This window comes from Dyadobacter alkalitolerans DSM 23607, from assembly GCF_000428845.1.
Classification (GTDB): Bacteria; Bacteroidota; Bacteroidia; order Cytophagales; family Spirosomataceae; genus Dyadobacter; species Dyadobacter alkalitolerans.
In genome coordinates, this window is sequence record NZ_AUAS01000009.1 from 128,553 (window position 1) to 153,580 (window position 25,028).

Below are 25,028 nucleotides of genomic sequence, written 5' to 3' on the forward strand. Positions count from 1 at the left end.
GCATTTCATCGCACCTTCATAACCCCTTTCATCACGAACGAATGCCCGGGGAAGCTGCATATGAATGGGTAGTCGCCTGGTTTTGGGGCGGTGAAGTAGATGGTTTGGGAGGTTTCGGGTTGGATGAGGCAGGTGTGGAAGAGGACGGATTTGGTGTCCGGGATGTAGCCGGCATTGGTGCCGTTGAGGCCCATATCCATGGCAAGCTGACCCACTTCTTCGCCTTTCCCAGGTGCGGTAACTACCAGATTATGAAGCATATCATCATTGTTGTTGAACACCAGCTTTACCTTACTGCCTGCCTTCACTTCCAGGATTTCTTTGTCAAACTTCAACCCCGGCTTGGTGGCCATATTGATCGTCACATCAGCTCCCGTTTTCCATTCTGCGGGCTGCCCGTGAATGGATTTGGTGGGGTCGGTTCCGCAGCCGGTCGCTGATGCGTGTGCTTGTGTATGTGCCACGGCATGATGCGTGTGGCTCGTGCCTTCAGGGAATGCATTAATGGTGTAATAGGCCTCGGGATGCAGCAACTTTTCGCCTTCCTGTGTCGCCAGGTTTGCAATTTTTAACTCATGAATATAGCCTGCACGCAGCCCGTTAACGGTCAGTTTTACCTTTGTCCCATCTTCTGAAACTTCCGCTTTTTTTACATGGCAACTTCCTGAATTGATAACCGGGCTGCCGTATTTTTTATCATAACTGTAAGTAAAACCGGTCATTTTATAATGCTCTGTGGCACCAGCAATCGCTTTGTCTACCGGTTTGGTAAATTCAAGTTCAAAACCGGTTGTAGTAATGCGCATTGCCTTGATTTCCAATGGGAATTGTTTTGGAAAAATTAATCTTTGTAAACCAAACAGCTCTTTCCCGGTGGACGCCCATCCGCGGCTTGTCATGCCAACAAACAAGGAATGATCGCTCCCCCAGGCCATGCGCAAAATACCAGAAGCAAAACCCTCGCGAAACGGAAAGCAGGCTCCCTGATATTCACCATTCACTTTTTCCAAAAAGGCACGCATAATTCTGCTATGCCCTTGGTCACCAATTAGCAACTGTCCTCTGAAAGGCCCGGCTTCTTCCGAATCCATGGACACGATCGCGGAAGTGGAAATGCCCATCACCGTGTGCGGAAACCAAATGCTCGGCACTTTGAAATGCGGTTTCCCCTGCGCATAATCGTACATAATGCCAATGGAATCGGTAAAAGAGGAGCGTTCCAAATCAATGGGTGAACCTGGTTCCGATGCCCATTTCAGGCCTGCCGGATGCCCAGCGAAATCGCCTGCGTTCAGGTGCGTGATGCGGCCTGAGCCGATCCAGTCGCCCTGGTTTTCCGCCACGAAAATATCCCCGGAAGCATTCAGCCCGAACGCTGCTGGCGAGCGCATACCCGTGGCAAAGGGCGTCATTTTGCCATCTTCTGTAATTTTGAGCATCCATCCGCGCCATTTGGTAAGGCTTTCGCCGCGGCCAACCCAACTTAGATTAAGCGTCACCAACATTTCGCCGTTCGGCAGGATCAACGGGCCGTACGAATATTCATGATAGTTTCCCGAGATCGGCCAGGAGTAAACGGTTTGATAAAGATCCGCCAGGCCATCACCGTTGCTGTCCGACATTTTGGTGAGCTCGGAGCGCTGCGTAGTGTAAAAAGCGCCCTTCTTGTAGGCAAGCCAAAGCGGCTCGTGCAAACCGCTGGCGAAGAGCGAATAACGGGGTGTCCGGCTTCTTTTCTGATAAGGGTCGTCAATCACCCAGATCTCGCCGCGCCTTGTGGCCACTCCGAGTTTGTCATCATCCGTGAATGCCAGTCCGCCTACTTCCAGCATAATGCTGTCGGGCACAGGCACTGTCGATATTTTGTAAAATTTACTTTCATTTTCCGAAACATTCTGAGCAAAAGCATTCACCGCGCAGATGAACAAGAATGCAATGATTGCGCACCTTACCATATTATATCATACTTAATCGTAAGTGTATCTTTTTGAACCGGCAGAATGACTTGCTGGCGGCCATCATCGCGCCGGAGAATCGGCTTCACGCCTCCCGTTTCGAGATTTTCTATGTAATAACTTTTATCATCCACGGCATATCCGCCGCCATTTGTCTGCTCGATCACACTTCCTTCGGCCAGCAAGATATAGGCAGTCGTTCCGGGTTTTGAAGCTGTTTTTATTTCTCTCGTTAATCCTGCATTATCATTGCCTATATGGATAAGATCTTCAACAGTGGTCCCATTTAGTGTATAAAAATAAATTGGTAATCCATTGTTAGTCAGCTTATAGCCGCGATTTGTGAAAACGCCTTCCGCTGTTTGTGCTGAATCTGGCCAGGGCGCTTCCGAAGAGATTAATGAGGCTAGGAGGGGTTTTTGGGCCAGTTCGAGTTTGGCGCCGAGCGGGATTTCGAGTTGCTTTTCACCGCGTTCCGTCCACATATTGGAAACATCAATAAACCGTCCGTGCCACGCCGCCAGCACATTATAACGCTTCATATCGTACGCATAATTGTTCCCGCTCTTTTCCTTTGCGGAAGTCGAGGCCGGAATGCCGACGGAGGCCGTGTAAGGATTGATTTCATTGCGATACATCATAAATCCGCGTTGGATCGCAGGCTTGTTTCTGACTTCATATTCCAGCGGTTCAAAGCGTTCGCTCACACGCATGGAAGCCGGTGTGGTAAGCGATTGCCAGGGAATTTGCGGGCCTTCATAATGCAGCACGAGGCATTCGTCCGAATTGGAGTAAATGATTTTGAATGGGTATTTTCCCTTTTTCAGCGGATATTTGGCATAAAAAGCACGCTCAAAATCCCGCGTTCCTTTATTATCAATGATCCGTTTTCCATCCAGGTAAAACCATGCGCCGCCGCCAGCGATCATTTTGAACAGATAATCTCCGTCGCGCGGAATGTCCATTATGCCTTCCATTGCCAGCTGTGATTTGCGGTCGCCAACCAAATGTGAAAGGGTGTCCGTCGTACCGGTGCGTTTGTGTTGCAGCGATGCCAGCGTGTCAGGATTTTTGTGCAGGCCTTGATAGACTTTGAATTTCGTATCTGATATACGGATCAGATCCTCGTCATAGGTTTTATATCGAATGTTCCTGATCGCGAAGGGCAGCTCATTTCCTATGAATGTTAAGGATTGATTTAAGCTTTGCTTAGGCGTGTTAATGTGCTGTTTTTCAGTTTCATTAACAAATTTCTGGCCATTCAGCAAGATCTTCTTGAAGCCTGCCAGTTGCGTTTCTCTTCCATTTTTATCCAAAACCGGTGCTTGGAAATGAATCGTTAAATGTTGCCATAGGCCAGGCGCTTTGGCTCCGGGATTGACTTCCGTCATCCAGTCATTTGTGATTTTAATGCCATAGCGATCATGCAGCAGAATTTGGAAAGATGCGCCCTTAGACAAAAGGAAATCCAGCTCAATATCCGCATTACCAAACTTTGCTTTGCTGGTGAGTGGACGATTCTGTTTCAAAGGTTTATAAACCAAAATTCCCCTTCCCTTCGTCTCAGCAAGGTTTCCTGTTTGCTTCCGGTCGGCGGACACATTGCCCGCGATATGCCAGGTTTGGTTGCCCGGACTACCGAATTGTTCCAGATTATCCAGCCTTACTGTATCGAATGGAAGGCTTTGCATGTCGGATTGCGCGAAGGCGAGCGGTGCGTATAAAATCAAAAACGCTGACAGGAGCTTTTTGGCGAATATTGGGATAGGCATCATTGAGGTCTTGTATTCACTTACCATGAAATAGTATTACAATTATAGTATTTTATTTTCTGTTATTATTTTTTATTTTCTTTTATTTTCGCAAATTTGCTTTTGATATGTAAAACCTATCTATTTGTGCAGTCTTTATGTTTATTTTCTGTTCCGATATGATTACTTAATTGTTTTCCTTCTATTTTTAGGTAAAAACCATAAGGACTACAAACTATAACATAATGCTCGCAAATCAGAGAAGGGACAAAATACTGGAATTGCTTAAAGAGGACGGCTCGGCGAAAGTGATTGACTTGGCCAAACTTTTCAAGGTGACCGAAGTGACGATCCGGCAGGATCTGGACAAGCTGGAAAAGGATGGGCTGGTTACCAAAGAACACGGCGGGGCTTTTTTGAAGAATGTAGAAGACCAGGTCCGCAACTTTTCACTGGCTAACCAGGAACATCTGGATAAAAAAGAAGTGATCGCGGCGAAGTGCATGGAGTACATTGCTAATGGCGACACCATTATCCTGGATTCCGGCTCAACAACGACGGAAATAGCCAAAAAGCTGAGAGGCAGCAACCGGCATCTGACCGTGATTACCAATGCATTGAACATTGCATTGCTGCTCGGCGCAGAGACGGGGATAGAAGTGATCATGACAGGAGGCGAGTTCAAGCCGCCAACATTGTCGCTTACAGGGCAGAAGGCCGCAGATTTTTTCAAAGGGCTCAATGTGCAGAAGTTGTTTTTGGCCACTGCCGGTTTATCACTAAAATCAGGGCTTACTTACCCTAGTATCAGTGATTTAGTAGTAAAAAAGGCCATGATTGACGCGGCTGACACAACTTACCTGGTAGCAGATTCCACCAAAGTAGGCAAAAGCGCTTTCGCAAGTTTAGGAGCCCTGTCCCTGATAGACTATGTAATCACCGACGCAGGAATCGAAGAAAAACACAAACAGCTTTTTCACGACAACGAAATTGAATTAATCATAGCTGGATAAAGAACATTCTGGCTCCCAGATACAGAAAAAGAAAAGCCCCAACAGAGGCAAAAAATTTCCTGGCCCCTATTATCCCCAGGTTGAAACCTGGGGCCAATATATGATTCAGCCCGATGGGCTTTGGTTGCCAGTTATAGGTAAGAAAGCCCATCGGGCTGACCAATAAAATGGCCCCGGGTTTCAACCCGGGGCCAAAAGTTAAAGGAAAAAGAAAAGCTCTGTCAGGGGCAAAAAATATCCTGCCCCTATGATCCCCAGGTTGAAAGCTGGGGCCAATATATGATTCAGCCCGATGGGCTTTGGTTGCCAGTTGGAAATAAAAAAGCCCATCGGGCTGATCAATAAAATTGCCACGGGTTTCAACCCGGGGCCAAAAAGATAAATGAAAAAGAAAAGCCCCATCAGGGGCAAAAGATATCCTGGCCCCTATGATCCCCAGGTTGAAAGCTGGGGCCAATATATGATTCAGCCCGATGGGCTCTGGTTGCCAGTTGTAAATAAAAAAGCCCATCGGGCTGATCAATAAAATGGCCCCGGGTTTTAACCCGGGGATCGAGAGATAAAGAAAAAAGGAAAGCCCCATCAGGGGCAAAAAATTTCCTGGCCCCAGGTTTCAACCTGTGGAAGGAAATAGCAAAAAAATCAAAATGAGCGAAAAAGGAAGTATAGGGGTCATCATAGGGAACAGGGATTTTTTCCCGGACAGGCTGGTCGCGGAGGCACGTGTGGAGATTATTGATCTGTTGGCGAAATTGAAGATCAACAGCATTATGCTCGATACCGAGGATACCAAACTTGGGGGCGTCGAGACATTCCAGGATGCGCAAAAGTGTGCAGCATTGTTCAGAAGACACCGGGACGAAATCATCGGCGTACTCGTCGTTCTGCCCAATTTCGGTGACGAAAGAGGCATTGCAGAAACATTAAAACTGGCCGAACTCAATGTGCCGGTGCTGGTGCAAGGCTATCCCGACGACCTGGATAAGCTCGACGTGGCCCGGCGCCGGGATTCCTGGTGCGGGAAGATTTCTGCTTGTAATAATTTATATCAATTTGGCATCAAATATACGCTGACCACCAAGCATGTGGTGCATCCGTCGGATCCCACTTTTGTGAAAGACCTTTTGGATTTTACGGCCGTTTGCCGTGTTACCAAGGGTTTGCGCAATGTTCGTATCGGCGCTATCGGAGCACGTCCCGGAGGATTCAACACCGTCCGTTACAGCGAGAAAATACTGCAAAGAAACGGTATTTCCGTTGTGACGGTCGACCTCTCGGAGATTTTGGGTAATGCCAACAAGCTCACTGCTCAGGATGCAAGCGTGCAGCAGCGTTTGCAGCGAATCCGGGACTATGCTTCTACGGGCCTGACGCCCAATGAAGCATTGATCCAGATGGCAAAGCTCGATGTGGTGCTGTCGGATTTTATGCAGGAAAATGCGCTGGACGCAACGGCCATCCAGTGCTGGACTTCGGTGCAGAAAAATTATGGCTGCAACGTGTGTACGAGCATGAGCATTATGAGCGAAAATATGCTCCCGAGCGGCTGTGAAGTGGATGTAACCGGAACATTGAGCATGTACGCGCTGCAACTTGCATCCGGCTCGCCGAGCGCACTCGTAGATTGGAATAACAATTACGCAGATGACGATAATAAGTGCGTGCTTTTCCACTGCGGAAACTGGGCCAAATCCTTCCTGCCGGATATTGAGATCAGCACCGCGCCGATTTTAGGAACGTCTGTGGGAGAGGAAAATACATATGGCGCATTGTCGGGGCGCACGCCTGCTATGCCACTTACATTCGGGCGCATCAGTACGGACGATCCGCGCGGCGTGATGAAGGCATATATTGGTGAGGGCCGGCTAACAGATGATACATTAAAAACATTTGGTAACCGGGCCGTAGCCGAAATCCCGAACCTGCAAAATTTAATGCAATACATCTGCCGCAATGGTTTTGAACACCATGTGGTGATGAACGCATCCAAAACAGCAGGCATTCTCAAAGAAGCATTAGGCAATTATATGGGCTGGGAAGTGCAGCTTTTTGATAATTAGTAGTCAAGGAACCATGTCGGAAAAGGAGTTAGCGCAGAAATCGGTGGAGTACCGGAAGAAAATCCTCAAATACATTTACCAGGCCAAAGCCGGGCACACCGGCGGCAGCCTGTCGTGTATTGATATCCTGAATGTGCTTTACAACCACACGATGCAGGTGGACGCAACCAATTTCACTTCTCCCGACCGCGACCGTTACATTCAAAGCAAAGGGCATACCGTGGAAGCATTATATGTTGTGCTGGCTTCCCGGGGCTTTTTTCCGGAATCCGATCTGGAAACACTTTGCCAATATCAATCGCATTACATCGGACATCCCACGCGCAAAGTGCATGGCGTTGAGCAAAATACGGGTGCGTTGGGCCATGGACTTTCGCTGAGCGTAGGCACTGCGATTGCCGGGAAACTGGATAAAAAAGATTACCGCGTTTTCACGGTTTTGGGCGACGGCGAACTGCCCGAAGGTTCGAACTGGGAGGCAGCATTGTCGGCAGCGCACTATAAGCTCGATAACCTGTGCGCGATTTTGGATAAAAATACATTGCAAATCTCGGGGCCGACGGCCGATGTGCTGAATACCGACCCGGTCGATAAAAAATTTGAGGCTTTTGGCTGGGAAGTGCGGCATGTGGATGGGCATGATATCAAACAATTGACAGAGGCATTTGATGCGCTGCCTTTTGTAAAGGGCAAGCCAAGCCTCATCATTGCACATACGGTAAAGGGTAAGGGCATCAGTTTCATGGAAAATCAGCTCAAATGGCACCATGGCGTTCCAGACCCCAAGCAGTACGCGGATGCCGTGCAGGAACTCGATTTGTATGGAGAAACGCTGGCTTCGGCTTAAAATAAGAGATTGATAATCAAAATGGATAGCACGGTGGATGCGACTATTGACAACATTGCGGTTGCGCAACAGACCAACCTGGAAGTTTTTTCCGGTGTTTTGCAGCTGCTGGCAGAGACGGACAAGGACATTATCGTCGTAACCAGCGACTCGCGCGGGTCGGGGAAACTTGTTCCTTTTGGCCAGAAATTCCCGGAGCAGATCATTGAGGTTGGCATTGCGGAGCAAAATCTTGTAGGAGTCGCGGCCGGCATTGCCTCGACTGGAAAAAAGGTGTTTGCAGTTTCGCCAGCTTGTTTTCTCACAGCCCGCGCTTTGGAACAGATCAAAAATGACGTTGCTTATTCCAATAATCCCGTAACGCTCGTGGGCATCAGTGCCGGTGTGAGTTATGGGGCATTAGGCTCTACGCACCACAGTTTGCACGATTTTGCCGTGTTAAGGACCATTCATAACCTCATGATCGTGGCCCCGGCGGACAATTTTGAAGCGGAACAGGCCGTCAAACTCGCAGCAGAAACCGACCTGCCGGTTTACATCCGTTTTGGCAAAAAATCAATGCCTTTACTGTCTGCCGAAAAATCATTTGAATTTGGAAAAGGCCGCATAATCCGTGTGGGAAGCGACCTCACGATCGTTGCCACGGGTGAAACCGTAGAACATGCCTGCGCCGCAGCACAAAACCTCGAACAGGAATTTAACCTTACTGCGACCATTGTAAGTATGCACACGATCAAGCCTTTGGATTACAATCTGTTAGCTGAAACTGCTGCTTCGGGAAAACCCATCATTACTGTGGAAGAGCACAGTGTGTATGGCGGGTTAGGAGAGGCTTGCGCTTCATTTTTATTCCAGAATAACTTCCGTAACCCTTTCAAAATTATGGGTATACCCGATGAATATACGGTTACAGGCTCCCAGCAGGAGATCTTTAATCATTATGGGATTTCGAAAGAGGGTATCACGCAGGCTGCACTTACCCTTTTGGAGGAATAAATAAAATCAGGTAGGGGTAAAGTTTTCCGTGATAAGTCAGGAAATAAGCCGCTTCTTTCAAATATGCTAAATCGCGAATTTTTTATGAAGTTGTCAAGATACATTGCCATATCTGCCTTAATGTTCGGGTTTTCGTTAGCCAAAGCCCAGCCCGCTGCTCAAAAGCACAGGGTTTTGATTTTGACAGACATTGAAAATGAACCTGATGACACACAATCCATGGTGCGTTTTCTTACTTATTCCAATCACTGGGATGTGGAAGGATTGATCGCGACGACTTCCATACATCAGCAAAAACGGATCGCTCCTGAAAAAATCAAACAGTTGATAAACGCTTATGGCAAAGTCAGGAACAACCTGTTGCTGCACGAGAAAGGTTTTCCCGAAACAGCATATCTCCTCAGCATTACCAAAAGCAGTTTTCCCGAATTTGGCCTGAATGCGGTGGGCAAAGGGAAAGACTCTGAGGGCTCCGAGTGGATCATTAAAGTGGTTGATAAAAAAGATGACCGGCCGGTCTGGATTCCCGTTTGGGGCGGGGCCAATTGTCTTGCACAGGCGCTTTGGAAAGTAAAGATGACGCGCTCGCCTGAAGATCTTAAAAAGTTTGTCTCCAAAATCCGGATGTACACCATTTCGGACCAGGACGATACCGGGCCATGGATCCGGAAGAATTTTCCTGATCTGTTCTACGTCGGCAGTCCTGGCTACCATGCCGCTGGCGCTTACCATTATGCAACCTGGTCGGGCATTAGCGGTGATAAGTTTCACGGCCGGTTCGCAGGCGCCAATTTTACCATTGTGGACAATCCCTGGCTCGACGAAAACGTGCGGAACCACGGGCCGCTGGGCGCAGAATATCCGTTCACAAAGTTCCTGATGGAAGGCGACACTCCCTCATTTTTAGGGCTGATTAACAACGGTTTAAATGATCCCGAACATCCTGAATACGGAGGATGGGGTGGCCGGTATGAACTCTACACGCCGCATACGCTGAAATATTTTTATGAGCCCGAAACCCGCCCCATCTACACCGATGCCATGGACGAAGTGAAGGGCGTTGACAGCTTGTTTCACACCAGCAATAAGGCAACATTATGGAGATGGCGGGAAGCTTTTCAGCACGATTTTGCAGCGCGGATGGATTGGACAATCAAACCTTACAAAGAAGCAAATCATCCACCCAAAGCAACATTGAAGCATGCAAACGCCATCAAAGCCAAAACCGGCGAGAAAGTAACATTAAGCGCCGAGGGTTCCGAGGATCCGGATGGAAACGAGCTTACTTACCAATGGATCTACTATCCAGAGCCCGGCTCTTATAATCAGAAAGACCCGCTGGGAATCAACAATTGGCAAGCTAAAAACACATTTTTTACGGCTCCTAAGGTTGAAAAACCGGAGACGATCCACATTATCCTGGCCGTAACGGACAAAGGCGTTCCGGCGCTGACGCGTTATCAGCGTGTGATCGTAACAGTTTATCCTGAGTAACCGGAGCCGTTTATGAGTTTGATCAAAACATTCAGCATTCTATTTTACGCCATCATTGCGCTGGCGGGCTGCCAATCCAAAAACGGTGCCGACGAGCCCAAGAAAATGGCGATCGTCGTTTCTACATTGAATAACCCGTGGTTTGTGTTTCTGGCGGAAAGGGCGCAGGCGAAAGCGAAGGAATTGGGTTACGAATCAAAGGTCTTTGATTCCCAAAACAATACATCGCTCGAAACGGATCATTTCGAAAATGCAATGGCGAGCGGTTATGACGCGATTTTATTCAATCCCACAGACGCGGACGGCTCCATTGTGAATGTAAAAAATGCCACAGCAGCGGGCGTTCCTGTTTTTTGCATGGACAGGGAAGTGAATTCCAACGAGGCTGCGACCTCTCAGATTTTATCCGACAGCTATTCGGGATGCGTGGCGATTGCCCGTTATTTTGTGGAAACATTGAATAAAAAAGGAAAATACGTCGAGATTCTTGGCATGGTGGGCGATAACAACACCTGGAACCGCTCCAAGGGCTTTCACAGCGTGGTGGACCATTATCCCGATTTGAAAATGGTGGCCCAGCAAAGCGCCGATTTCGACAGAAACAAAGCGATGGAAGTCCTCGAATCGATTTTACAGGCTCATCCCGACATTGATGCGGTCTTTTGTGGCAACGATGCCATGGCTATGGGCGCTTATCAGGCCCTCGTCGCTGCCGGAAAATCGGATAAGGTGAAAGTTTTCGGGTTTGATGGTGCCGAAGATGTTGTCAATTCTATCAAGGATGGAAAAATCCTGGCGACGGGCATGCAGTTTCCCGAGGTAATGGCCCAGACGGCCGCCAATTTTGCTGACGAATATTTCAAAGGTAAGCGCGATTTTCCAAGGAAAATGCCTGTGGCTGTGGAGCTGGTGGTGAAGGATAACATTGAAAATTACGCCGCCTACGGCAAAAAGGAATAGCAATGAATAAAATGGTCCGATATGGTGTGTTCCTGCTGGTTGTGGCTTTCCTGGCTTATCATTCTGTGTATTTCAAAAAGCTGGATGACGTAAAAGCGGGAACGGCCACATTCAATGCTGCCAGTTATGCGGAAGAATTCTGGTCAAAAAAACTGACGCCCGCACTGACGAACTCGGTGGAAGCTGGCCAGCTTTTGTCGCTTTTACGGACCGATAAGAACAAGGCTTTCAAAGATCATGCGCATGCCTTGGGCATCGGTAACATCAAATATTTCCTTATTAAAGGCTCCGGAAAAGTGACGGAAGTGCAGGAAAACCAGGTGCTTATCAGGCTGGAATCTGAAAACGAAAAGCCTGAAATGCGGCTTGCCACTGAATATGTGTTTGGTAATGCCGTGCGCGATGCTTCCGGGACGATCGATATCAATGAATTCTCAAACTCCATGGATTTCAATAATGTTTCGGCGGAGATAAATAAGATTATCCGGGAAAAAGTAATCCCGCCATTTAAATCCAAAGTCAGGAAAGGCGATGTCGTCGAGTTTGCCGGGGCTATCGAGCTGAATCAGGAACATTTGAAGCTAAATAACATTGAAATTATTCCCATCAGCTTGACAATAAAGGAATTGTAAACCAATCCAATCTTCCTATGCTGGAAGTCAACAACATAACGAAGAGATTCCCCGGCGTCATCGCGCTCGAAAACGTGTGCCTTTCTATTGAAGCTGGCAAGGTTACCGCATTGATCGGTGAGAATGGGGCCGGAAAATCTACGTTGATGAAAATCCTTTCCGGCGTTTACCATGATTTTGAAGGGGAAATCCGTTTCAAAGGCGCGCCTGCAAAATTCTCAGGCCCGAAAGACGCACAGCAAAAAGGCATTGCTATCATCCACCAGGAACTCAACCTGATCCCGTATCTGACCATTACGGAGAACATTTTTCTCGGAAGGGAAATGCTCACGCAGTTCGGGACGATTGATAAAACGCGGATGCGCAAAAAAACGCAGGAACTGCTCGACAGGCTGAAACTCAAAGTAAAGCCCGAAACGCAGGTGGTGAAACTGAAAGTGGGACAACAACAAATCGTAGAAATCGCCAAATCCCTGCTCACAGACGCGGAACTAATCATTATGGATGAGCCAACTTCCGCTATAACAGGCAGCGAAGTGGATCTGCTTTTTGATATCATTGAAAACCTCCGCGCAGAAGGCAAAGCGATCATTTATGTTTCCCACAAGCTGGACGAACTGTTTCGGATTGCAGATAATTATGTGGTGTTAAGGGACGGGAAATCCATCGAATCCGGGTCTATGGCCGGCATCACACAGGATCAGCTCATTGCGAAAATGGTGGGCCGGAAGATCGAAATCATGCGCAAAAGCACGGGCGAGGCGAAATGTGAGACATTGTTGGAAGTCCGAAACCTGACATTGAAACATCCCATCCGGCCGAAAGAGGATTTGTTGAAGAACATTTCATTTGAAATCTGCAAAGGCGAGATCGTGGGCATTTTTGGTTTGATGGGTGCGGGAAGGACAGAGTTGCTGGAAACGATTTTTGGTTTGCACGCCGGCGGCATCAGCGGCCATATCCTGATGGAAGGAACAGAACTGAAATGCGCGTCGCCCTCGGAAGCCATCGCAGCCGGACTCGCCCTGGTGCCAGAGGATCGCAAAAAGGACGGGTTAGTGCTCGGTCTGGACGTAAAAACGAACATCAGCCTCACCACGCTTGCAGACCTTGAAAAACTGGGCACATTAAGCGACGCGAAAGAAGCTGCGCTGGCGGATAAATACATCAGCGAGCTCAAAATAAAAACATCTTCCCAAAAACAAAAAGCAAATAACCTGAGCGGCGGTAACCAGCAAAAGATTGTCCTCGCCAAATGGCTGGCCACAAAACCCAAGCTGCTCCTGCTCGATGAACCAACGCGCGGGATCGATATCAATGCCAAAAATGAAATTTACAAACTAATCATCAAACTCGCTGAAGAAGGCCTAGGCATCATAGTCGTTTCCTCCGAACTGCCCGAAATCCTGGCCGTTTCCGACCGCGTGCTTGTGATGGCGGAAGGTGCATTAACAGCTGGTTTCTCCATTGCAGAAGCCACCGAAGATTCCATTTTGCGGGCCGCAATCCCGCAAGCCAATTTTGAAAAACAAGCATGAACATAGCATTAGACCGATCCAAATTACTGCGTTTCCAGTCCCTTATTGCACTCTTTCTGCTTTGTCTGGGCCTGAGTATTTTGTCGGACAAGTTCCTCAGCGTTTCCAACCTCTGGAACGTCATGCGGCAGATCTCGGTGAATATTTGTATCTCAACGGGCATGACGCTGATTGTGCTGACGGCTGGAATTGATTTGTCAGTAGGTTCTGTATTAGCGCTTTGTGGGGCCATCACGGCCGGTTTGCTGAAAAACGGCATCGAATTGCCCAATAGCAATCTGTACATTGGCTTCACAATTCTGGGTGCCATCCTTGCCGGGATGCTTACCGGCTCGGCATTGGGCGCATTCAGCGGCTGGACGATCACCAAATTCAATGTGCCGCCATTCGTTGCAACATTGGCCATGCTCACTGTCGCGCGCGGACTTACTATGCTCTGGACACAAGGGTTTCCGATCAGCGGGCTGGGGGATACATTTTTGTATTTCGGAACTGGCTGGTTATTAGGCATCCCTGTGCCGGTCTGGATATCAGCGATCATTGTGGCTATCGCGGTTTTTGTCACAAATAAAACCCGGCTCGGACGTTACATTTATGCCATTGGCGGCAATGAAAGCGCTTCGCGACTGTCTGGTATCCAGGTTAATAAGGTCAAAATTATCGTTTACACCATTGCAGGGGCCCTGGCTGCTGTTGGGGGCATCATGGTAACTTCTCGTCTTGATTCTGCACAGCCTAATGCGGGCATCAGCTATGAGCTGGACTCCATTGCTGCGGTGGTGATTGGCGGCACTTCGCTGTCGGGTGGCCGGGGCAGCATTCTGGGGACGGTTCAGGGTGCCATCATCATTGGTGTACTTAATAATGGTCTCGTATTGCTGAATGTGTCGCCTTTCTGGCAACAAATTGTCAAAGGCCTGGTGATCCTGATCGCTGTCATTATCGATAAGTCAGGCTCTAAAAATGATTGAATTTTAAATCCTGCCGCATAAGTTCTCAACATTAGTCCATCTACTAATTTATCAGATTATGAGTCCGAAAACTGCCCAGGAACTGGCGTTGCCCGTAGGCGTAACGCTCGACAGGTTTATCATGTTAAGTCAAACTGCTTTTCCGTACGCAACGGGTGAGCTGTCCCAATTGCTCCGGGATATTGCGCTGGCCGGAAAGATCATTAACCGTGAAATCAACCGCGCGGGCCTTGTGGACATTGCCGGCGGAAACGGAACGGACAATGTACAGGGAGAAAATCAGCAAAAACTCGACATTATCGCCAACATCCGGTTCATCAGGGCATTGAAAAACGGGGGAGAAGTGTGCGCGATCCTTTCGGAAGAGGACGAGGATATCATTCACACGGGTAACGATCACGGCAAATACGTGGTTGCCATGGACCCGCTGGACGGCTCTTCCAACATTGATGTCAATGTTTCAATAGGCACTATTTTCTCGATTTACAGACGCATTTCACCCATTGATGGGCCAGCCACGCAGGAGGACTTTTTGCAAGGCGGCCGGAAGCAGGTCGCAGCCGGATACATTTTATATGGTTCGTCCACCATGCTCGTTTATTCCACCGGCGACGGCGTGAACGGCTTCACTTACGATCATTCATTGGGAGAATTTATTTTATCTCACAAAAACATCCGCTCACCGGAAAATGGCACCATTTACTCCGTGAATGATGGTTATATCAACGATTACCCGGCTTTCGTTCAGGATTATCTGACCAAATGCAAGGCACAATCCTGCACAGCCAGATACATCGGCTCACTGGTAGCGGATTTCCATCGTAACCTGCTCCGGGGCGGCGTTTACCTGTATCCATCCACCAGAAAAACGCCCGAGGGCAAGCTCAGGCTATTATATGAATGTTATCCGCTCGCATTTATCGCCGAAAAGTCGGGAGGAAAAGCTATCGATGGTTTCGGCCCAATACTCGACATCGTGCCTACGTCATTTCACCAGCGTTCACCCATTTACCTCGGATCACCGAGCATGGTAGACAAAGTCATGAAATTTTAAAAAGCTTGATTATGAGCTATTAGACTAGCGAAGCGATCACTGCTTCGCTTTTTTTAAGCTCGATCCTGCCTTCTGTCGGGATCATATTGCCCCATATAAAATTATAGTGCGTAATGATCTGCTCCGCAGACAAATGCGGCTTGTCGCCTGTCGTATGGCCATCTTCAACGACGGTAATATCATAATCTTTCGACAAGGCCACCTGCACCGTCGATTCTACACAAAAATCGGTTGCACTGCCGGTAATGACCAGTTCGCCGACATTCATCTCGTTCAGTTTCGTTTCCAGTTCGGTGTTGTAAAAGGCGTCGTGCGCTTCTTTTGCCAAGATCAGATCCTGCTTTTCTACGTTCAGATCGGCTAGTAATTGCCAATCGTGTGTGTTGGGAATGTACTCGTCCAGCTTGGTGCCGTCGTGCTGGATAAAGATCACCGGCAGGCCGTTTTTACGAAATGCGGCAGCAAGTGCATTGATACGCGCCACAACGCCTTCGGGATCGTAACGTCTGGAATCAGCGGTAAATGAACCATTCTGCATGTCAATGATTAACAGGCCTTTCTGCGGTTTCAAGGTTTCTGTTTTTCTTCCCACAAATTTTTCAGATAGTGATATTTTAATGTATATTTCTACAAAAAATCACAAATTAGTTTTACGCCGTCGGCATAATGAAGTTAAACTTTTACTATTGCATCTATATTTTAATAATGCAATTTATTGCATTAACCGCCTTCCCTCAAAGCAAACCACTACACTTCCGACACATCTCCGCCGAAAACGGCCTCGCGAACAATAATGTCAATTGTGTTTTACAGGACAAAACCGGTTTCATCTGGATCGGCACGAACGGGGGATTGCATCGCTATGATGGCCATGAATTCAAAATTTACAAAAATAATGAGCAGGATAAAAACAGCATCAGCAATGATTTCGTAACGGCGCTGGCGGAAGACAAATCAGGCAATATCTGGATCGCGACCAGTGGCGGCGGTGTGAATGTTTTCGATAAGAATAAAGGTGTATTTGCAAAATATACAGCCGTTGATCACGACCCCAAAACCATTTCCGGGGCTTACGTTAATAAGATTGTTTTTGATAAAAATGATAAACTATGGATCGCGACCACGGGCGGTCTGGACGTGTTTGATCCGGTCAGCAGAAGCATTGTAAAACACTATAAATCCGACACAACGAATGTCCGGAGCCTGGCGGATAACAATGTGAATACGGTTTATTGTGATGCGCAAAACAACATTTGGGCCGGAACCGGTAACGGACTTAGCTTACTGGATAGAAAGTCGGGCTTGATCCAAAGGTTTCTTTCGGACAAAAATGTGAACAGCTTGTCGGGCAATGATATCCGTTATGTTTTTCAGGATAGCAAAGCCAGGGTTTGGGTGGGCACTTATGGTGCGGGCCTTAATCTTTATCAGCCTGGTGAGGGGACATTCCAGCGTTTTAAAAATAATCCGCTAGATCCCGCCTCGCTTTCAAACAACAACATTACCAGCATTAATGAAAACCAGGGTGAGATCTGGATCGGCACCGAAAACGGCGGGCTGAATATTTTGAATACACAAAACTGGACATTCAGGTCTTATGTGCATGATGAGGTGGACAGGAGCAGTGTAGGCGGAAATTCGGTGGATTGCATTTATAAGGACCGGCAGAGTAATTTATGGCTGGGCGTTTACAGCGCAGGGTTGAGCATTTACAAAAGTGACAACAGGTTTGCACATTACCAGCACAATTCATCCAAAAGCAGCCTTTCTAATAACTTTGTGCTCTGTTTCTATGAGGATAGCAATCGGGGTATCTGGGTGGGCACGGATGGCGGCGGGTTGAATTTAATGAACCGTAACACGCACCAGTTCAGTGCATTTACACATCAGAATTCGGGCATTTCCGGTGATTATGTCCTGGCGATTGTGCCGGATGAGGCAGGTAAAATGTGGATAGGGACCTGGGGGAGCGGTCTGAATATTTTTGAGCCCGGGACCAAACGCTTTACCGTATTGAAACATCAGGAAAACAATATTAACTCTTTGTATTCCAATAATGTATATGCCATAGCCAGGACGCGTGACAACATGATGTGGCTCAGCACATATGGCGAAGGACTGGACGCTTATGACCCGGAAACCAAAGTTTTCAGGCACTATCTGAGCGACCCGGACAATCCCAAAACGCTTTCCGACAACACCGTCAACTGCTTTCTGACCGATCGCAGCGGCAACCTTTGGCTGGGAACGGATGAGGGGCAGCTGAACCGCTATGATAAAGCGTCCGATACATTTACACGTTTCAAAGTTAGTGACAGCGAGCGCGTATTCAACAGCGCGATCAATTGCATGGTGGAGGACAAAAACGGCATTTTATGGCTGGCAACCTTACGTGGGCTCATCCGCTTCGATCCGCGGACAGGCACGACAAAAAAATATACGACGACGAACGGGCTGGTAAACAATGTAACTCAAGCGCTGATTGAGGATGATATGGGTATGTTATGGATCAGCACGGCAAACGGACTTTCCAGGTTTAACCCGAAATCTGAGCAATTCGAGAATTACACTTTGGAATACGGACTTCAAGCTAGAGAATTCAAACAAAAGTCGGCCTATAAGGATGCGGACAGCACATTATATTTTGGAGGGGTGAATGGTTTTAATCAATTTGACCCCAGGCAGATTACCCGCCAGAACGTTTCTTACCCTATTATTGTAACCAATTTTAAAGTGTTCAACCGGGATGAAGCAGCTGCCGAGCCGGATGGTTATACGCTTGTTTTACCAAAAGAAATTTCCGAGGCCAGAACGATCACTCTGGCATATGACCAATCGTTTATTTCGCTCGATTACGCCGCGCTTGATTTCACTTCTGCTCAAAAAAGTTACGCTTATTGTCTGGAAGGATTTGATCAGGGCTGGAATTATGTAGGTGACGCTAATACAGCCATTTACACCAATTTGCCTCCCGGAAATTATACGTTCAAGCTCAAAGCACAGAACATTTCAGGGGCATGGATTTCAGCAAAGAACAACCTGACTATCATCGTCACGCCGCCGTTCTGGGCAACCTGGTGGTTCAGGGCATTGGCATTAATTGCCGTAGCAGGCACTATCTACGCACTTTATCGTTACCGCGTCAACACCATAATCAGGCAAAAAGCAACCCTCGAAAATCTGGTGGAAGAGCGCACTGCGACGGTGCAGAAGCAGGCGGAGGAATTGCACGCGCAGTCGGACCATTTGCAAGCTTTGAATGAGGAATTGCAATCGCAGTCGGAGGAGTTGCGTGTGCAGACGGAAGAATTGTACGAGCAGCATGAGCAGGCGCAGCTTGCACGCGAAGAGGCCGAACGGGCGAATCAGGCCAAGAGCATTTTCCTGGCCACAATGAGCCACGAGATCAGGACGCCAATGAATGGTGTCATCGGCATGACCGAATTACTTGCGGAGACGGAACTGACTGAGGAACAACAGGATTATACCAAAACCATTGCGGCCTGCGGTGAAACGTTGGTGAATGTGATCAATGACATTCTGGATTTTTCAAAAATAGAATCTGGTAAAATAGACCTTGAAGCGCACGAATTCGAGCTGCGGAACTCGATAGAGGAGATTATGGACCTGTTTTCATTGCAAGCCTCAAAAAAGCAAATCGCGCTCCGTTATCTTATTGAACAAGGCGTGCCGGATTTCCTTGTCGGCGACAGTTCGAGGTTAAAACAAATCCTGACCAACCTGATCAATAATGCGCTCAAATTTACGAGCAGAGGAGAAGTTTTCCTGCAAGTTTATCCATATGCACCGGCGGCATATGGTGAAATCGAAGTGGGCTTCACAGTCCGTGACACAGGAATTGGCATTAAGGAAGAGAATCTGAATAATCTTTTCAAACCGTTTTCACAAGTGGATTCGTCGGTAAACCGCATGTATGGCGGCACCGGGTTGGGGCTGGTGATCTGCGAGCGGCTGGTCCGGTTAATGAATGGCGGCATCCGTGTGGAAAGTGAATATGGCAAAGGATCGGCTTTTCATTTCCATATTACTACGGGATATACCGGAAGGACTGCAAAATCAGCGCATCAAAAGAGCTTTCCTTCGGAATCAGGAACCGAAAAACGAATGTTGGAAACCGAGTTTTCATCCGATTTTCCGCTGAAAATACTGGTTGTCGAGGATAATCTGGTGAATCAGAAGTTTATCGATTATGTGCTGAAAAAGCTGGGATATGAGATAGCCATGGCGGAAAATGGCTTGCAGGCTATTGAAAAGTTGGCATTAACCCCTTACGAGGTGATCTTAATGGACCTGCAAATGCCGGTTATGGATGGTTTGGAAGCCACCAGGATTATCCGGAAAGACCACAGCACGGTTCCTTACATTGTTGCGTTGACTGCCAATGCCATGAACGAAGACCGCAACAACTGCCTGAATAATGGCATGGACGATTACATGGCTAAGCCTATGAAGCTGGATGTGATCAAAGAAGTGCTCAAAAAGGCCTATCAAAAGATTTATCAGCTGCCGGTGAGTTTGGATGTCTGAAAGATCACAAGCTTTTATTAATTTAAACTTTTAGCCATAACCATGAAAAATGTCGCCGCAAACTACCTCTTCTGCCCTCATTCCCGACCATCCGAAAGGCAAGATCGTTTACATTGATTACCTGAAAGTGCTGTTCACAGCACTTGTGGTTGCGCACCATGCGTTTGTTACTTACGGCGCTCCGGGCGGTTGGTATTATTCGGAAAAAACGACTTTGTTGGGCGCAACAATGGCAATGACCATGTTTGTGGCGGTGAACCAGTCCTTTTTTATGGGTTTTTTCTTTTTCCTTTCGGCCCTATTCATCCCTTCATCGTTTAAAAAGAAAGGTGCGGCCGTTTTTATAAAAGACCGGTTCATTCGGCTTGGGATCCCGCTGCTCTTTTATTCCTTTCTTCTGGCGCCGGTGATGAATTATATGGTTTACTATCACGCTGGTGAGCATCACATTACATTCCTGCAATTTCTTTCCGGCTATGACTCCTGGATCAGCGTCGGCGTTTTATGGTTTGTTGTTGCCTTGCTGCTTTTTAGTCTGGCTTATGCGGCCTGGAAGAGCTTTTCAAAGTCGGAGCCTGATGTCTGGCCTATGCCCGCCGTGAAAAATGTTTTACGTCTTGGGATTGCCCTTGGTGTGGTCAGTTTCATTGTGCGACTCGGTTTTCCGGTTGGATGGACCTTGGATCCAGTCGGCTTTCAGCTTGGTCATTTTCCCCAATACATTGCCGTTTTCATGGTCGGCATTGCTGCCGCAGAAAGCAACTGGCTCCACAAGCTGGATTCGGAGCGCTATAAAACAATAAAGATCATAGCATTGTGCATGATCTTTATCGGTTTTCCACTTATATATGTCGTTAAAATTGTCTTCGACAATCCGCTGGAATGGTTCAGCGGCGGATTGCACGGTGAAGCGGCTCTTTATGCTTTTTGGGAGCAGATCACAGGTGCCTGCATTATGGTCTCCGTACTTGTATATGGCCGAAAAAGTTTAAATACGCCTTCCGTATTTCTTAGCAAAATGTCACGTTGTGCTTTTGCCGTTTACATTCTGCACCCTTTCGTCTTGATCTCCATTTCGCTTCTGCTTCGCAACTGGGGCGTTGATCCGGCCGTTAAATTGCTCATTGTAACTCCGCTTGGCATCGTTTTGAGTTTCCTTCTGGGTTACATTGTTGTGAAAATCCCAGGCGTGAACAAAGTTATTTAGCCACCGTTGCGCCATTTTTATTCATCAGATAATGTTTGCCTCTGTTCACATAGGCATGCGCGCCGTTGCTGATGAGGATAACGGCAACTACGGCCACTGCTGTGTAAGCAATGGCTTGATTTTCATTCCAATTCGCAACGGCAACTGCTGCCAGTCCCCATGCGCCAACCATTGCAGCTTCCCGTAAATTCCGGTTCCAGGTCAGGAATAGCTGTACGAAACCGGCTACACAAATCATAATGATCGTCCATGTATCAGGAGAAATACCAAAACCGTCCCAGCCGATTTTGGTCAGATAAGCCGCCATATTTGCAATTAATGCAACCGTGATCCATCCCAGATATAGTGCAAAAGGCCACCATTCCAGAGCGATTTTTTTCATGGTTATCAAATCCAGTTCCATGCGGGTCCGAAGCATAATGCTAAGCAATGAAATCAGTAACACGATCATAATCAGCACCGAAGCGCCAGTGTAATCATAAAGCCAGGCAACGATCCAGAGGCAGTTGGCAATGCAGGAAATGACAAACAGCCAACCGATCCTATCAATGATTTCGGGAGCTTTTTTATCATTGAACAATCCGCTGCTTTGATAGATCACAAAAGCCGCAAGGCCAATGTAGATCACACCCCAAATGGAAAAAGCGTAACCTGCCGGCGTGAAAAAATTCTGGTATTCGGCCGAAACTGTGGCCATTGTGTTATCATTGAAAATGCCTGTATTGGAAAGATAATTCATTATCACTGTCACGATTAGTGCCAGTATATTCGCTATTTGCAATGTCTTTGTCATGATGGAGATGGTAATTTGAATAATATGAACTGAACCAAGCAAAGCCTGTGCCAACATGATCAGAACAATCACGATCAACGAATTTTTTCTCCTACCCGCCGCTACTCCGCTGGCCGATGTCCGGACCCCGGCCGAATTTGCGCACGGGCACATTCCGGGCGCCTTTAATTTGCCGTTATTTAGTAATGAGGAACGGGTCGTGGTGGGGACGACATATAAGCAGGTGGGTAGGGAAGAGGCGATCCTGTTGGGATTCGATCTGACCGGCCCTAAGTGGTCGGGCTTCATTAAGCAAGCGCTGGAAGTGGCTCCGGATATGAAAATTGCCGTGCATTGCTGGCGCGGGGGCATGCGAAGCGGCGCCATGGCCTGGGCGTTGGATCTGTATGGTTTCGAGGTTTATTTAATTCAGGGCGGTTATAAAAATTTCAGAAGGTGGGCACTCGATCAGTTTCAGCAGCCGGCGAATGTGGTGGTTTTGGGAGGGAGAACGGGCTCGGGCAAGACCAAGATTTTGCAAGAACTGGCATTGCTTGGTGAGCAGGTAATCGATCTGGAAGATCTTGCGCAGCATCAGGGATCGTCTTATGGAACCATGAACAAAATGATCCAGCCCACGCAGGAGCAGTTTGAAAATAATCTGGCTTTCCAGTTAAAAGGCATAGACCGGACAAAGCGGTTATGGGTAGAGGACGAGAGCAGGAACATCGGCAGACTTACCATTCCTACGCCTGTTTTTAATCAAATGAGCCACGCCATGTTAATCGACATCCATGTAGATCTGGATCAACGCGTGCACGCATTAACATTGGAATACGGCCTGCTGGACAAAGAATTCCTGATAACCTGCACCAGCCGCATTCACAAAAGGCTTGGGCCGGTGCAAACAAAACAGGCCATAGCAGCCATCAATGCGGGGGATATGGAAGAATTTATTCGTATCGTGCTCGTTTATTACGATAAGACATACCACAAAGACCTGGGAAAAAGAAACGCTGAAAACGTGTTTAGCATGGACATAACCAGCACTGAAATCTCAGAAACTGCAAAGCAGATTTTAATTTTCATCAAAAATATTTCCGCCAGAACATTGGCATAAGCAATCAAATGGACACAACAACCACTGTCAAATTAACCCAATATTCTCACGGAGCAGGCTGCGGCTGTAAGATCAGCCCGGCCATTCTGGACAAGATTCTGCATAGTCCGGTTATCGCACAAGCCGATCCGCGCCTGCTGGTAGGAAACGACAAACGTGATGATGCTGCCGTGCTCGACCTGGGAAACGGAACAGCATTAATTTCCACAACCGACTTCTTCATGCCCATAGTGGACGACGCCTATGACTTTGGCCGCATCGCCTCCGCCAATGCCATCAGCGACGTTTATGCCATGGGCGGAAACCCCGTGCTCGCCATCGCGATCCTTGGCTGGCCCATTGACAAGCTTGCGCCCGAAGTAGCGCAACGCGTGCTCGAAGGTTCACGTGCGATCTGTGCAGAAGCTGGCATCACATTAGCAGGCGGCCACAGCATCGATTGCCCCGAACCTGTTTTTGGGCTGGCTGTCAGCGGGTTGGTCAGTATTGAGCATCTTAAACAAAACTCCACCGCAAAGGCAGGCTGCCGCTTGTATTTGACTAAGGCGCTAGGCGTAGGAATCCTTTCCACCGCACAGAAAAAGGGCATTCTGGCCGCCGAAGATGCCGAGATTGCATTGCAAAGCATGGTAAAACTCAACATGCTCGGCGAAACTTTCTCCCGAATGGACGGCGTTGAAGCCATGACGGATGTTACAGGTTTTGGATTGCTTGGTCACCTCTCCGAAATGTGCGAGGGAAGCGGCTTGTCGGCGGTTATTGAGTTTGAGAAAGTGCCTGTCATAGACTCATTATCTTTCTATCTGGAACAGCAATGTTTCCCGGGAGGCACGAAACGAAATCTGGCGAGTTACGGCCACAAAGTCGGCCCACTGACCGATCTTCAAAAATATATCCTCGCCGATCCGCAGACCAGCGGAGGTTTGCTCGTTGCAGTAAGTGAAGAACATGCAGCTGATTTCGAGATGTCCATGGCTGTTTTGGGTAATAACTTGATATCTTTCGGCTGGCTGGAAGAAAAACGCGATGGGCCGCTGATTGAAGTGCGATGAGTCGCAACCTGACAATTAATGCTTCTGAGAGCAAGTTTTAAACAAATAATTGTAAATACAAATGAAAAAAATCAAACAATATCTGCTGCTGTTTTCCCTCATCCTGCTTTCGGCAGGCCTTCGAGCGCAGGAAAAAGCCGAGCCCTGGACAGCGTCACAACTCATGCCGACCAGCGAGCTGGCCGCACTCATCAACGATCCGGCTGCTAAGAAACCGCTGATCATCAACATTGGGCCGCAAGCGGTTATCAAAGGTTCCGTGGACGTAGGCCCGGGAAAGGAAAAGGACAACATTAAGAAACTGGAAAAAATGCTTTCCAAGGAAGACAAAAATCGCGAAGTAGTCCTCTACTGCGGCTGCTGCCCCTTCGACAAATGCCCTAACATTCGCCCTGCATTCAGTCTGATCAAGGAAAAGGGTTTTACAAAAGCAAAATTATTGAATGTGCCCAAAAATATCAAGACAAACTGGATCGATCCGGGTTATCCTGTTAATTAGTATTTAAGTAAATGACGTTGGTTTTGAGGAGATTAATTGTATTTTTTGCATTGTTTATTACCGCAAATGTCTATGCGCAAAAAAACGAAATTAAAGTAGGTAAAAAAGCGCCAGAAATCGCGCTTCCATCTTTAACCGGAGACACCATTTCACTCTCGGGACAAAAGGGAAAAGTTGTCCTGGTCGACTTCTGGGCAAGCTGGTGCGCGCCCTGCGTCGAAGAGCAACCCGAACTCCGCAAGCTCTACAACCGATTCAACAAGTCAGGCAATAACGCCAAAAACTTCGAAATCTTCGGGGTCTCCCTTGACAGCAAGAAACCCGCCTGGGAAAAAACCGTCCGAAAATACAAAATCACCTGGATCCAGGTGAGTGACCTAAAATTCTGGACTTCGCCTGTGGCGAAAACCTATGAAATTGAGGCGCTGCCTTTTAATGTGTTATTGGACAAAGCAGGAACGATCGTAGGGGTGAATCTGCATGGTAAGGAGTTAGAGAATGCCATTGAGGCGGAACTAGCGAAGTGATCCCTAAGAAGACGACAAGGCAATAAAGCAAA

General features: G+C 47.8%; 21 protein-coding genes. 16 read left to right on the forward strand and 5 right to left on the reverse strand.

The annotated features are described in order from the left end of the window. Positions 1–5: 5 nt before the first annotated feature. A complete protein-coding gene (locus tag G395_RS0118570) occupies positions 6–1,955 on the reverse strand; it encodes a plastocyanin/azurin family copper-binding protein (RefSeq protein ID WP_026631431.1) in 1,950 nt (649 codons plus the stop codon). Next, positions 1,949–3,730, reverse strand: coding sequence for a PA14 domain-containing protein (locus G395_RS0118575; RefSeq protein ID WP_026631432.1), 1,782 nt, complete (start codon positions 3,728–3,730; stop codon positions 1,949–1,951). The genes G395_RS0118570 and G395_RS0118575 overlap by 7 nt, the downstream gene beginning before the upstream one ends. Positions 3,731–3,951: 221 nt before the next feature. Between G395_RS0118575 and G395_RS0118580 the strand changes: the two genes are divergently transcribed. After that, entirely contained in the window at positions 3,952–4,719 is a 768-nt protein-coding gene (locus tag G395_RS0118580; protein WP_026631433.1) for a DeoR/GlpR family DNA-binding transcription regulator, read from the forward strand. Here G395_RS0118580 and G395_RS0118585 read toward each other — a convergent pair. Continuing rightward, positions 4,706–5,302: a hypothetical protein gene (locus G395_RS0118585; RefSeq protein WP_026631434.1), complete on the reverse strand. Its 597-nt coding sequence runs from the start codon at positions 5,300–5,302 to the stop codon at positions 4,706–4,708. The genes G395_RS0118580 and G395_RS0118585 overlap by 14 nt on opposite strands. A gap of 64 nt (positions 5,303–5,366) precedes the next feature. On the opposite strand from G395_RS0118585, the gene G395_RS0118590 reads away from it, so the two are divergent. From G395_RS0118590 to fbp, 9 genes are all read left to right on the forward strand, one after another. Next, positions 5,367–6,779 carry an L-fucose/L-arabinose isomerase family protein gene (locus G395_RS0118590; RefSeq protein ID WP_026631435.1) on the forward strand — a complete coding sequence of 471 codons (1,413 nt, stop codon included), beginning with the start codon at positions 5,367–5,369 and terminating at the stop codon, positions 6,777–6,779. A 13-nt stretch (positions 6,780–6,792) separates the two neighbouring features. Beyond that, positions 6,793–7,626 (forward strand): transketolase, encoded by an 834-nt coding sequence (locus tag G395_RS0118595; RefSeq protein ID WP_026631436.1) that lies wholly within the window; start codon positions 6,793–6,795, stop codon positions 7,624–7,626. A gap of 21 nt (positions 7,627–7,647) precedes the next feature. Then, the gene (locus G395_RS0118600; RefSeq protein ID WP_051350246.1) at positions 7,648–8,622 is read left to right on the forward strand and encodes a transketolase family protein; all 975 of its coding nucleotides are present in this window, start codon (positions 7,648–7,650) and stop codon (positions 8,620–8,622) included. Between the two features lie 84 nt (positions 8,623–8,706). Continuing rightward, positions 8,707–10,116, forward strand: coding sequence for a DUF1593 domain-containing protein (locus tag G395_RS0118605; protein WP_026631438.1), 1,410 nt, complete (start codon positions 8,707–8,709; stop codon positions 10,114–10,116). A gap of 12 nt (positions 10,117–10,128) precedes the next feature. After that, positions 10,129–11,076, forward strand: coding sequence for a D-ribose ABC transporter substrate-binding protein (locus G395_RS0118610; protein ID WP_026631439.1), 948 nt, complete (start codon positions 10,129–10,131; stop codon positions 11,074–11,076). 2 nt (positions 11,077–11,078) lie between these two features. Then, entirely contained in the window at positions 11,079–11,708 is a 630-nt protein-coding gene (locus G395_RS0118615) for a DUF2291 domain-containing protein (RefSeq protein ID WP_026631440.1), read from the forward strand. 17 nt (positions 11,709–11,725) lie between these two features. Further along, a complete protein-coding gene (locus G395_RS0118620; RefSeq protein ID WP_026631441.1) occupies positions 11,726–13,246 on the forward strand; it encodes a sugar ABC transporter ATP-binding protein in 1,521 nt (506 codons plus the stop codon). Continuing rightward, positions 13,243–14,217: an ABC transporter permease gene (locus tag G395_RS0118625; protein WP_026631442.1), complete on the forward strand. Its 975-nt coding sequence runs from the start codon at positions 13,243–13,245 to the stop codon at positions 14,215–14,217. The genes G395_RS0118620 and G395_RS0118625 overlap by 4 nt, the downstream gene beginning before the upstream one ends. A 58-nt stretch (positions 14,218–14,275) precedes the next feature. Beyond that, positions 14,276–15,271, forward strand: a complete 996-nt coding sequence (gene fbp / locus G395_RS0118630; RefSeq protein ID WP_026631443.1) for a class 1 fructose-bisphosphatase — start codon at positions 14,276–14,278, stop codon at positions 15,269–15,271. A gap of 19 nt (positions 15,272–15,290) precedes the next feature. Here fbp and G395_RS0118635 read toward each other — a convergent pair whose 3' ends face one another. Next, positions 15,291–15,863, reverse strand: a complete 573-nt coding sequence (locus G395_RS0118635; RefSeq protein WP_229204222.1) for a cysteine hydrolase family protein — start codon at positions 15,861–15,863, stop codon at positions 15,291–15,293. A gap of 113 nt (positions 15,864–15,976) precedes the next feature. Here G395_RS0118635 and G395_RS0118640 point away from each other — a divergent pair, with 113 nt between their 5' ends. Together G395_RS0118640 and G395_RS0118645 are read left to right on the forward strand one after the other, a co-directional pair. Further along, complete coding sequence (locus G395_RS0118640; RefSeq protein ID WP_026631445.1) at positions 15,977–19,819, forward strand: hybrid sensor histidine kinase/response regulator; 3,843 nt, start codon at positions 15,977–15,979, stop codon at positions 19,817–19,819. Between the two features lie 49 nt (positions 19,820–19,868). Then, positions 19,869–21,026, forward strand: coding sequence for an acyltransferase family protein (locus G395_RS0118645; RefSeq protein WP_026631446.1), 1,158 nt, complete (start codon positions 19,869–19,871; stop codon positions 21,024–21,026). Here G395_RS0118645 and G395_RS0118650 read toward each other — a convergent pair. Further along, positions 21,019–21,819, reverse strand: a complete 801-nt coding sequence (locus G395_RS0118650) for a TspO-related membrane protein (protein WP_026631447.1) — start codon at positions 21,817–21,819, stop codon at positions 21,019–21,021. The two genes, G395_RS0118645 and G395_RS0118650, sit on opposite strands and share 8 nt — an antisense overlap. 55 nt (positions 21,820–21,874) lie before the next feature. Between G395_RS0118650 and mnmH the strand changes: the two genes are divergently transcribed. The 4 genes from mnmH to G395_RS0118670 all read left to right on the forward strand — a co-directional run bounded on the left by mnmH (position 21,875) and on the right by G395_RS0118670 (position 24,996). Further along, on the forward strand, positions 21,875–22,918 hold the full coding sequence (gene mnmH / locus G395_RS0118655) for a tRNA 2-selenouridine(34) synthase MnmH (RefSeq protein WP_026631448.1): 1,044 nt from the start codon (positions 21,875–21,877) through the stop codon (positions 22,916–22,918). 8 nt (positions 22,919–22,926) lie between these two features. After that, positions 22,927–23,970, forward strand: coding sequence for a selenide, water dikinase SelD (selD, locus tag G395_RS0118660; protein ID WP_035361732.1), 1,044 nt, complete (start codon positions 22,927–22,929; stop codon positions 23,968–23,970). A gap of 61 nt (positions 23,971–24,031) precedes the next feature. Then, entirely contained in the window at positions 24,032–24,469 is a 438-nt protein-coding gene (locus G395_RS0118665; protein ID WP_026631450.1) for a rhodanese-like domain-containing protein, read from the forward strand. A 23-nt stretch (positions 24,470–24,492) separates the two neighbouring features. Further along, positions 24,493–24,996 carry a TlpA family protein disulfide reductase gene (locus tag G395_RS0118670; protein ID WP_084439725.1) on the forward strand — a complete coding sequence of 168 codons (504 nt, stop codon included), beginning with the start codon at positions 24,493–24,495 and terminating at the stop codon, positions 24,994–24,996. Positions 24,997–25,028: the final 32 nt, after the last annotated feature.

Coding starts and splice junctions, on each gene's coding strand:
- G395_RS0118570 (WP_026631431.1), bottom strand. CDS start 1,955: ATGGTAAGGTGCGCAATCATTGCATTCTTGTTCATCTGCGCGGTGAAT.
- G395_RS0118575 (WP_026631432.1), bottom strand. CDS start 3,730: ATGATGCCTATCCCAATATTCGCCAAAAAGCTCCTGTCAGCGTTTTTG.
- G395_RS0118580 (WP_026631433.1), top strand. CDS start 3,952: ATGCTCGCAAATCAGAGAAGGGACAAAATACTGGAATTGCTTAAAGAG.
- G395_RS0118585 (WP_026631434.1), bottom strand. CDS start 5,302: ATGGGGCTTTCCTTTTTTCTTTATCTCTCGATCCCCGGGTTAAAACCC.
- G395_RS0118590 (WP_026631435.1), top strand. CDS start 5,367: ATGAGCGAAAAAGGAAGTATAGGGGTCATCATAGGGAACAGGGATTTT.
- G395_RS0118595 (WP_026631436.1), top strand. CDS start 6,793: ATGTCGGAAAAGGAGTTAGCGCAGAAATCGGTGGAGTACCGGAAGAAA.
- G395_RS0118600 (WP_051350246.1), top strand. CDS start 7,648: ATGGATAGCACGGTGGATGCGACTATTGACAACATTGCGGTTGCGCAA.
- G395_RS0118605 (WP_026631438.1), top strand. CDS start 8,707: ATGAAGTTGTCAAGATACATTGCCATATCTGCCTTAATGTTCGGGTTT.
- G395_RS0118610 (WP_026631439.1), top strand. CDS start 10,129: ATGAGTTTGATCAAAACATTCAGCATTCTATTTTACGCCATCATTGCG.
- G395_RS0118615 (WP_026631440.1), top strand. CDS start 11,079: ATGAATAAAATGGTCCGATATGGTGTGTTCCTGCTGGTTGTGGCTTTC.
- G395_RS0118620 (WP_026631441.1), top strand. CDS start 11,726: ATGCTGGAAGTCAACAACATAACGAAGAGATTCCCCGGCGTCATCGCG.
- G395_RS0118625 (WP_026631442.1), top strand. CDS start 13,243: ATGAACATAGCATTAGACCGATCCAAATTACTGCGTTTCCAGTCCCTT.
- fbp (WP_026631443.1), top strand. CDS start 14,276: ATGAGTCCGAAAACTGCCCAGGAACTGGCGTTGCCCGTAGGCGTAACG.
- G395_RS0118640 (WP_026631445.1), top strand. CDS start 15,977: ATGCAATTTATTGCATTAACCGCCTTCCCTCAAAGCAAACCACTACAC.
- G395_RS0118645 (WP_026631446.1), top strand. CDS start 19,869: ATGTCGCCGCAAACTACCTCTTCTGCCCTCATTCCCGACCATCCGAAA.
- G395_RS0118650 (WP_026631447.1), bottom strand. CDS start 21,819: ATGACAAAGACATTGCAAATAGCGAATATACTGGCACTAATCGTGACA.
- mnmH (WP_026631448.1), top strand. CDS start 21,875: ATGATCAGAACAATCACGATCAACGAATTTTTTCTCCTACCCGCCGCT.
- selD (WP_035361732.1), top strand. CDS start 22,927: ATGGACACAACAACCACTGTCAAATTAACCCAATATTCTCACGGAGCA.
- G395_RS0118665 (WP_026631450.1), top strand. CDS start 24,032: ATGAAAAAAATCAAACAATATCTGCTGCTGTTTTCCCTCATCCTGCTT.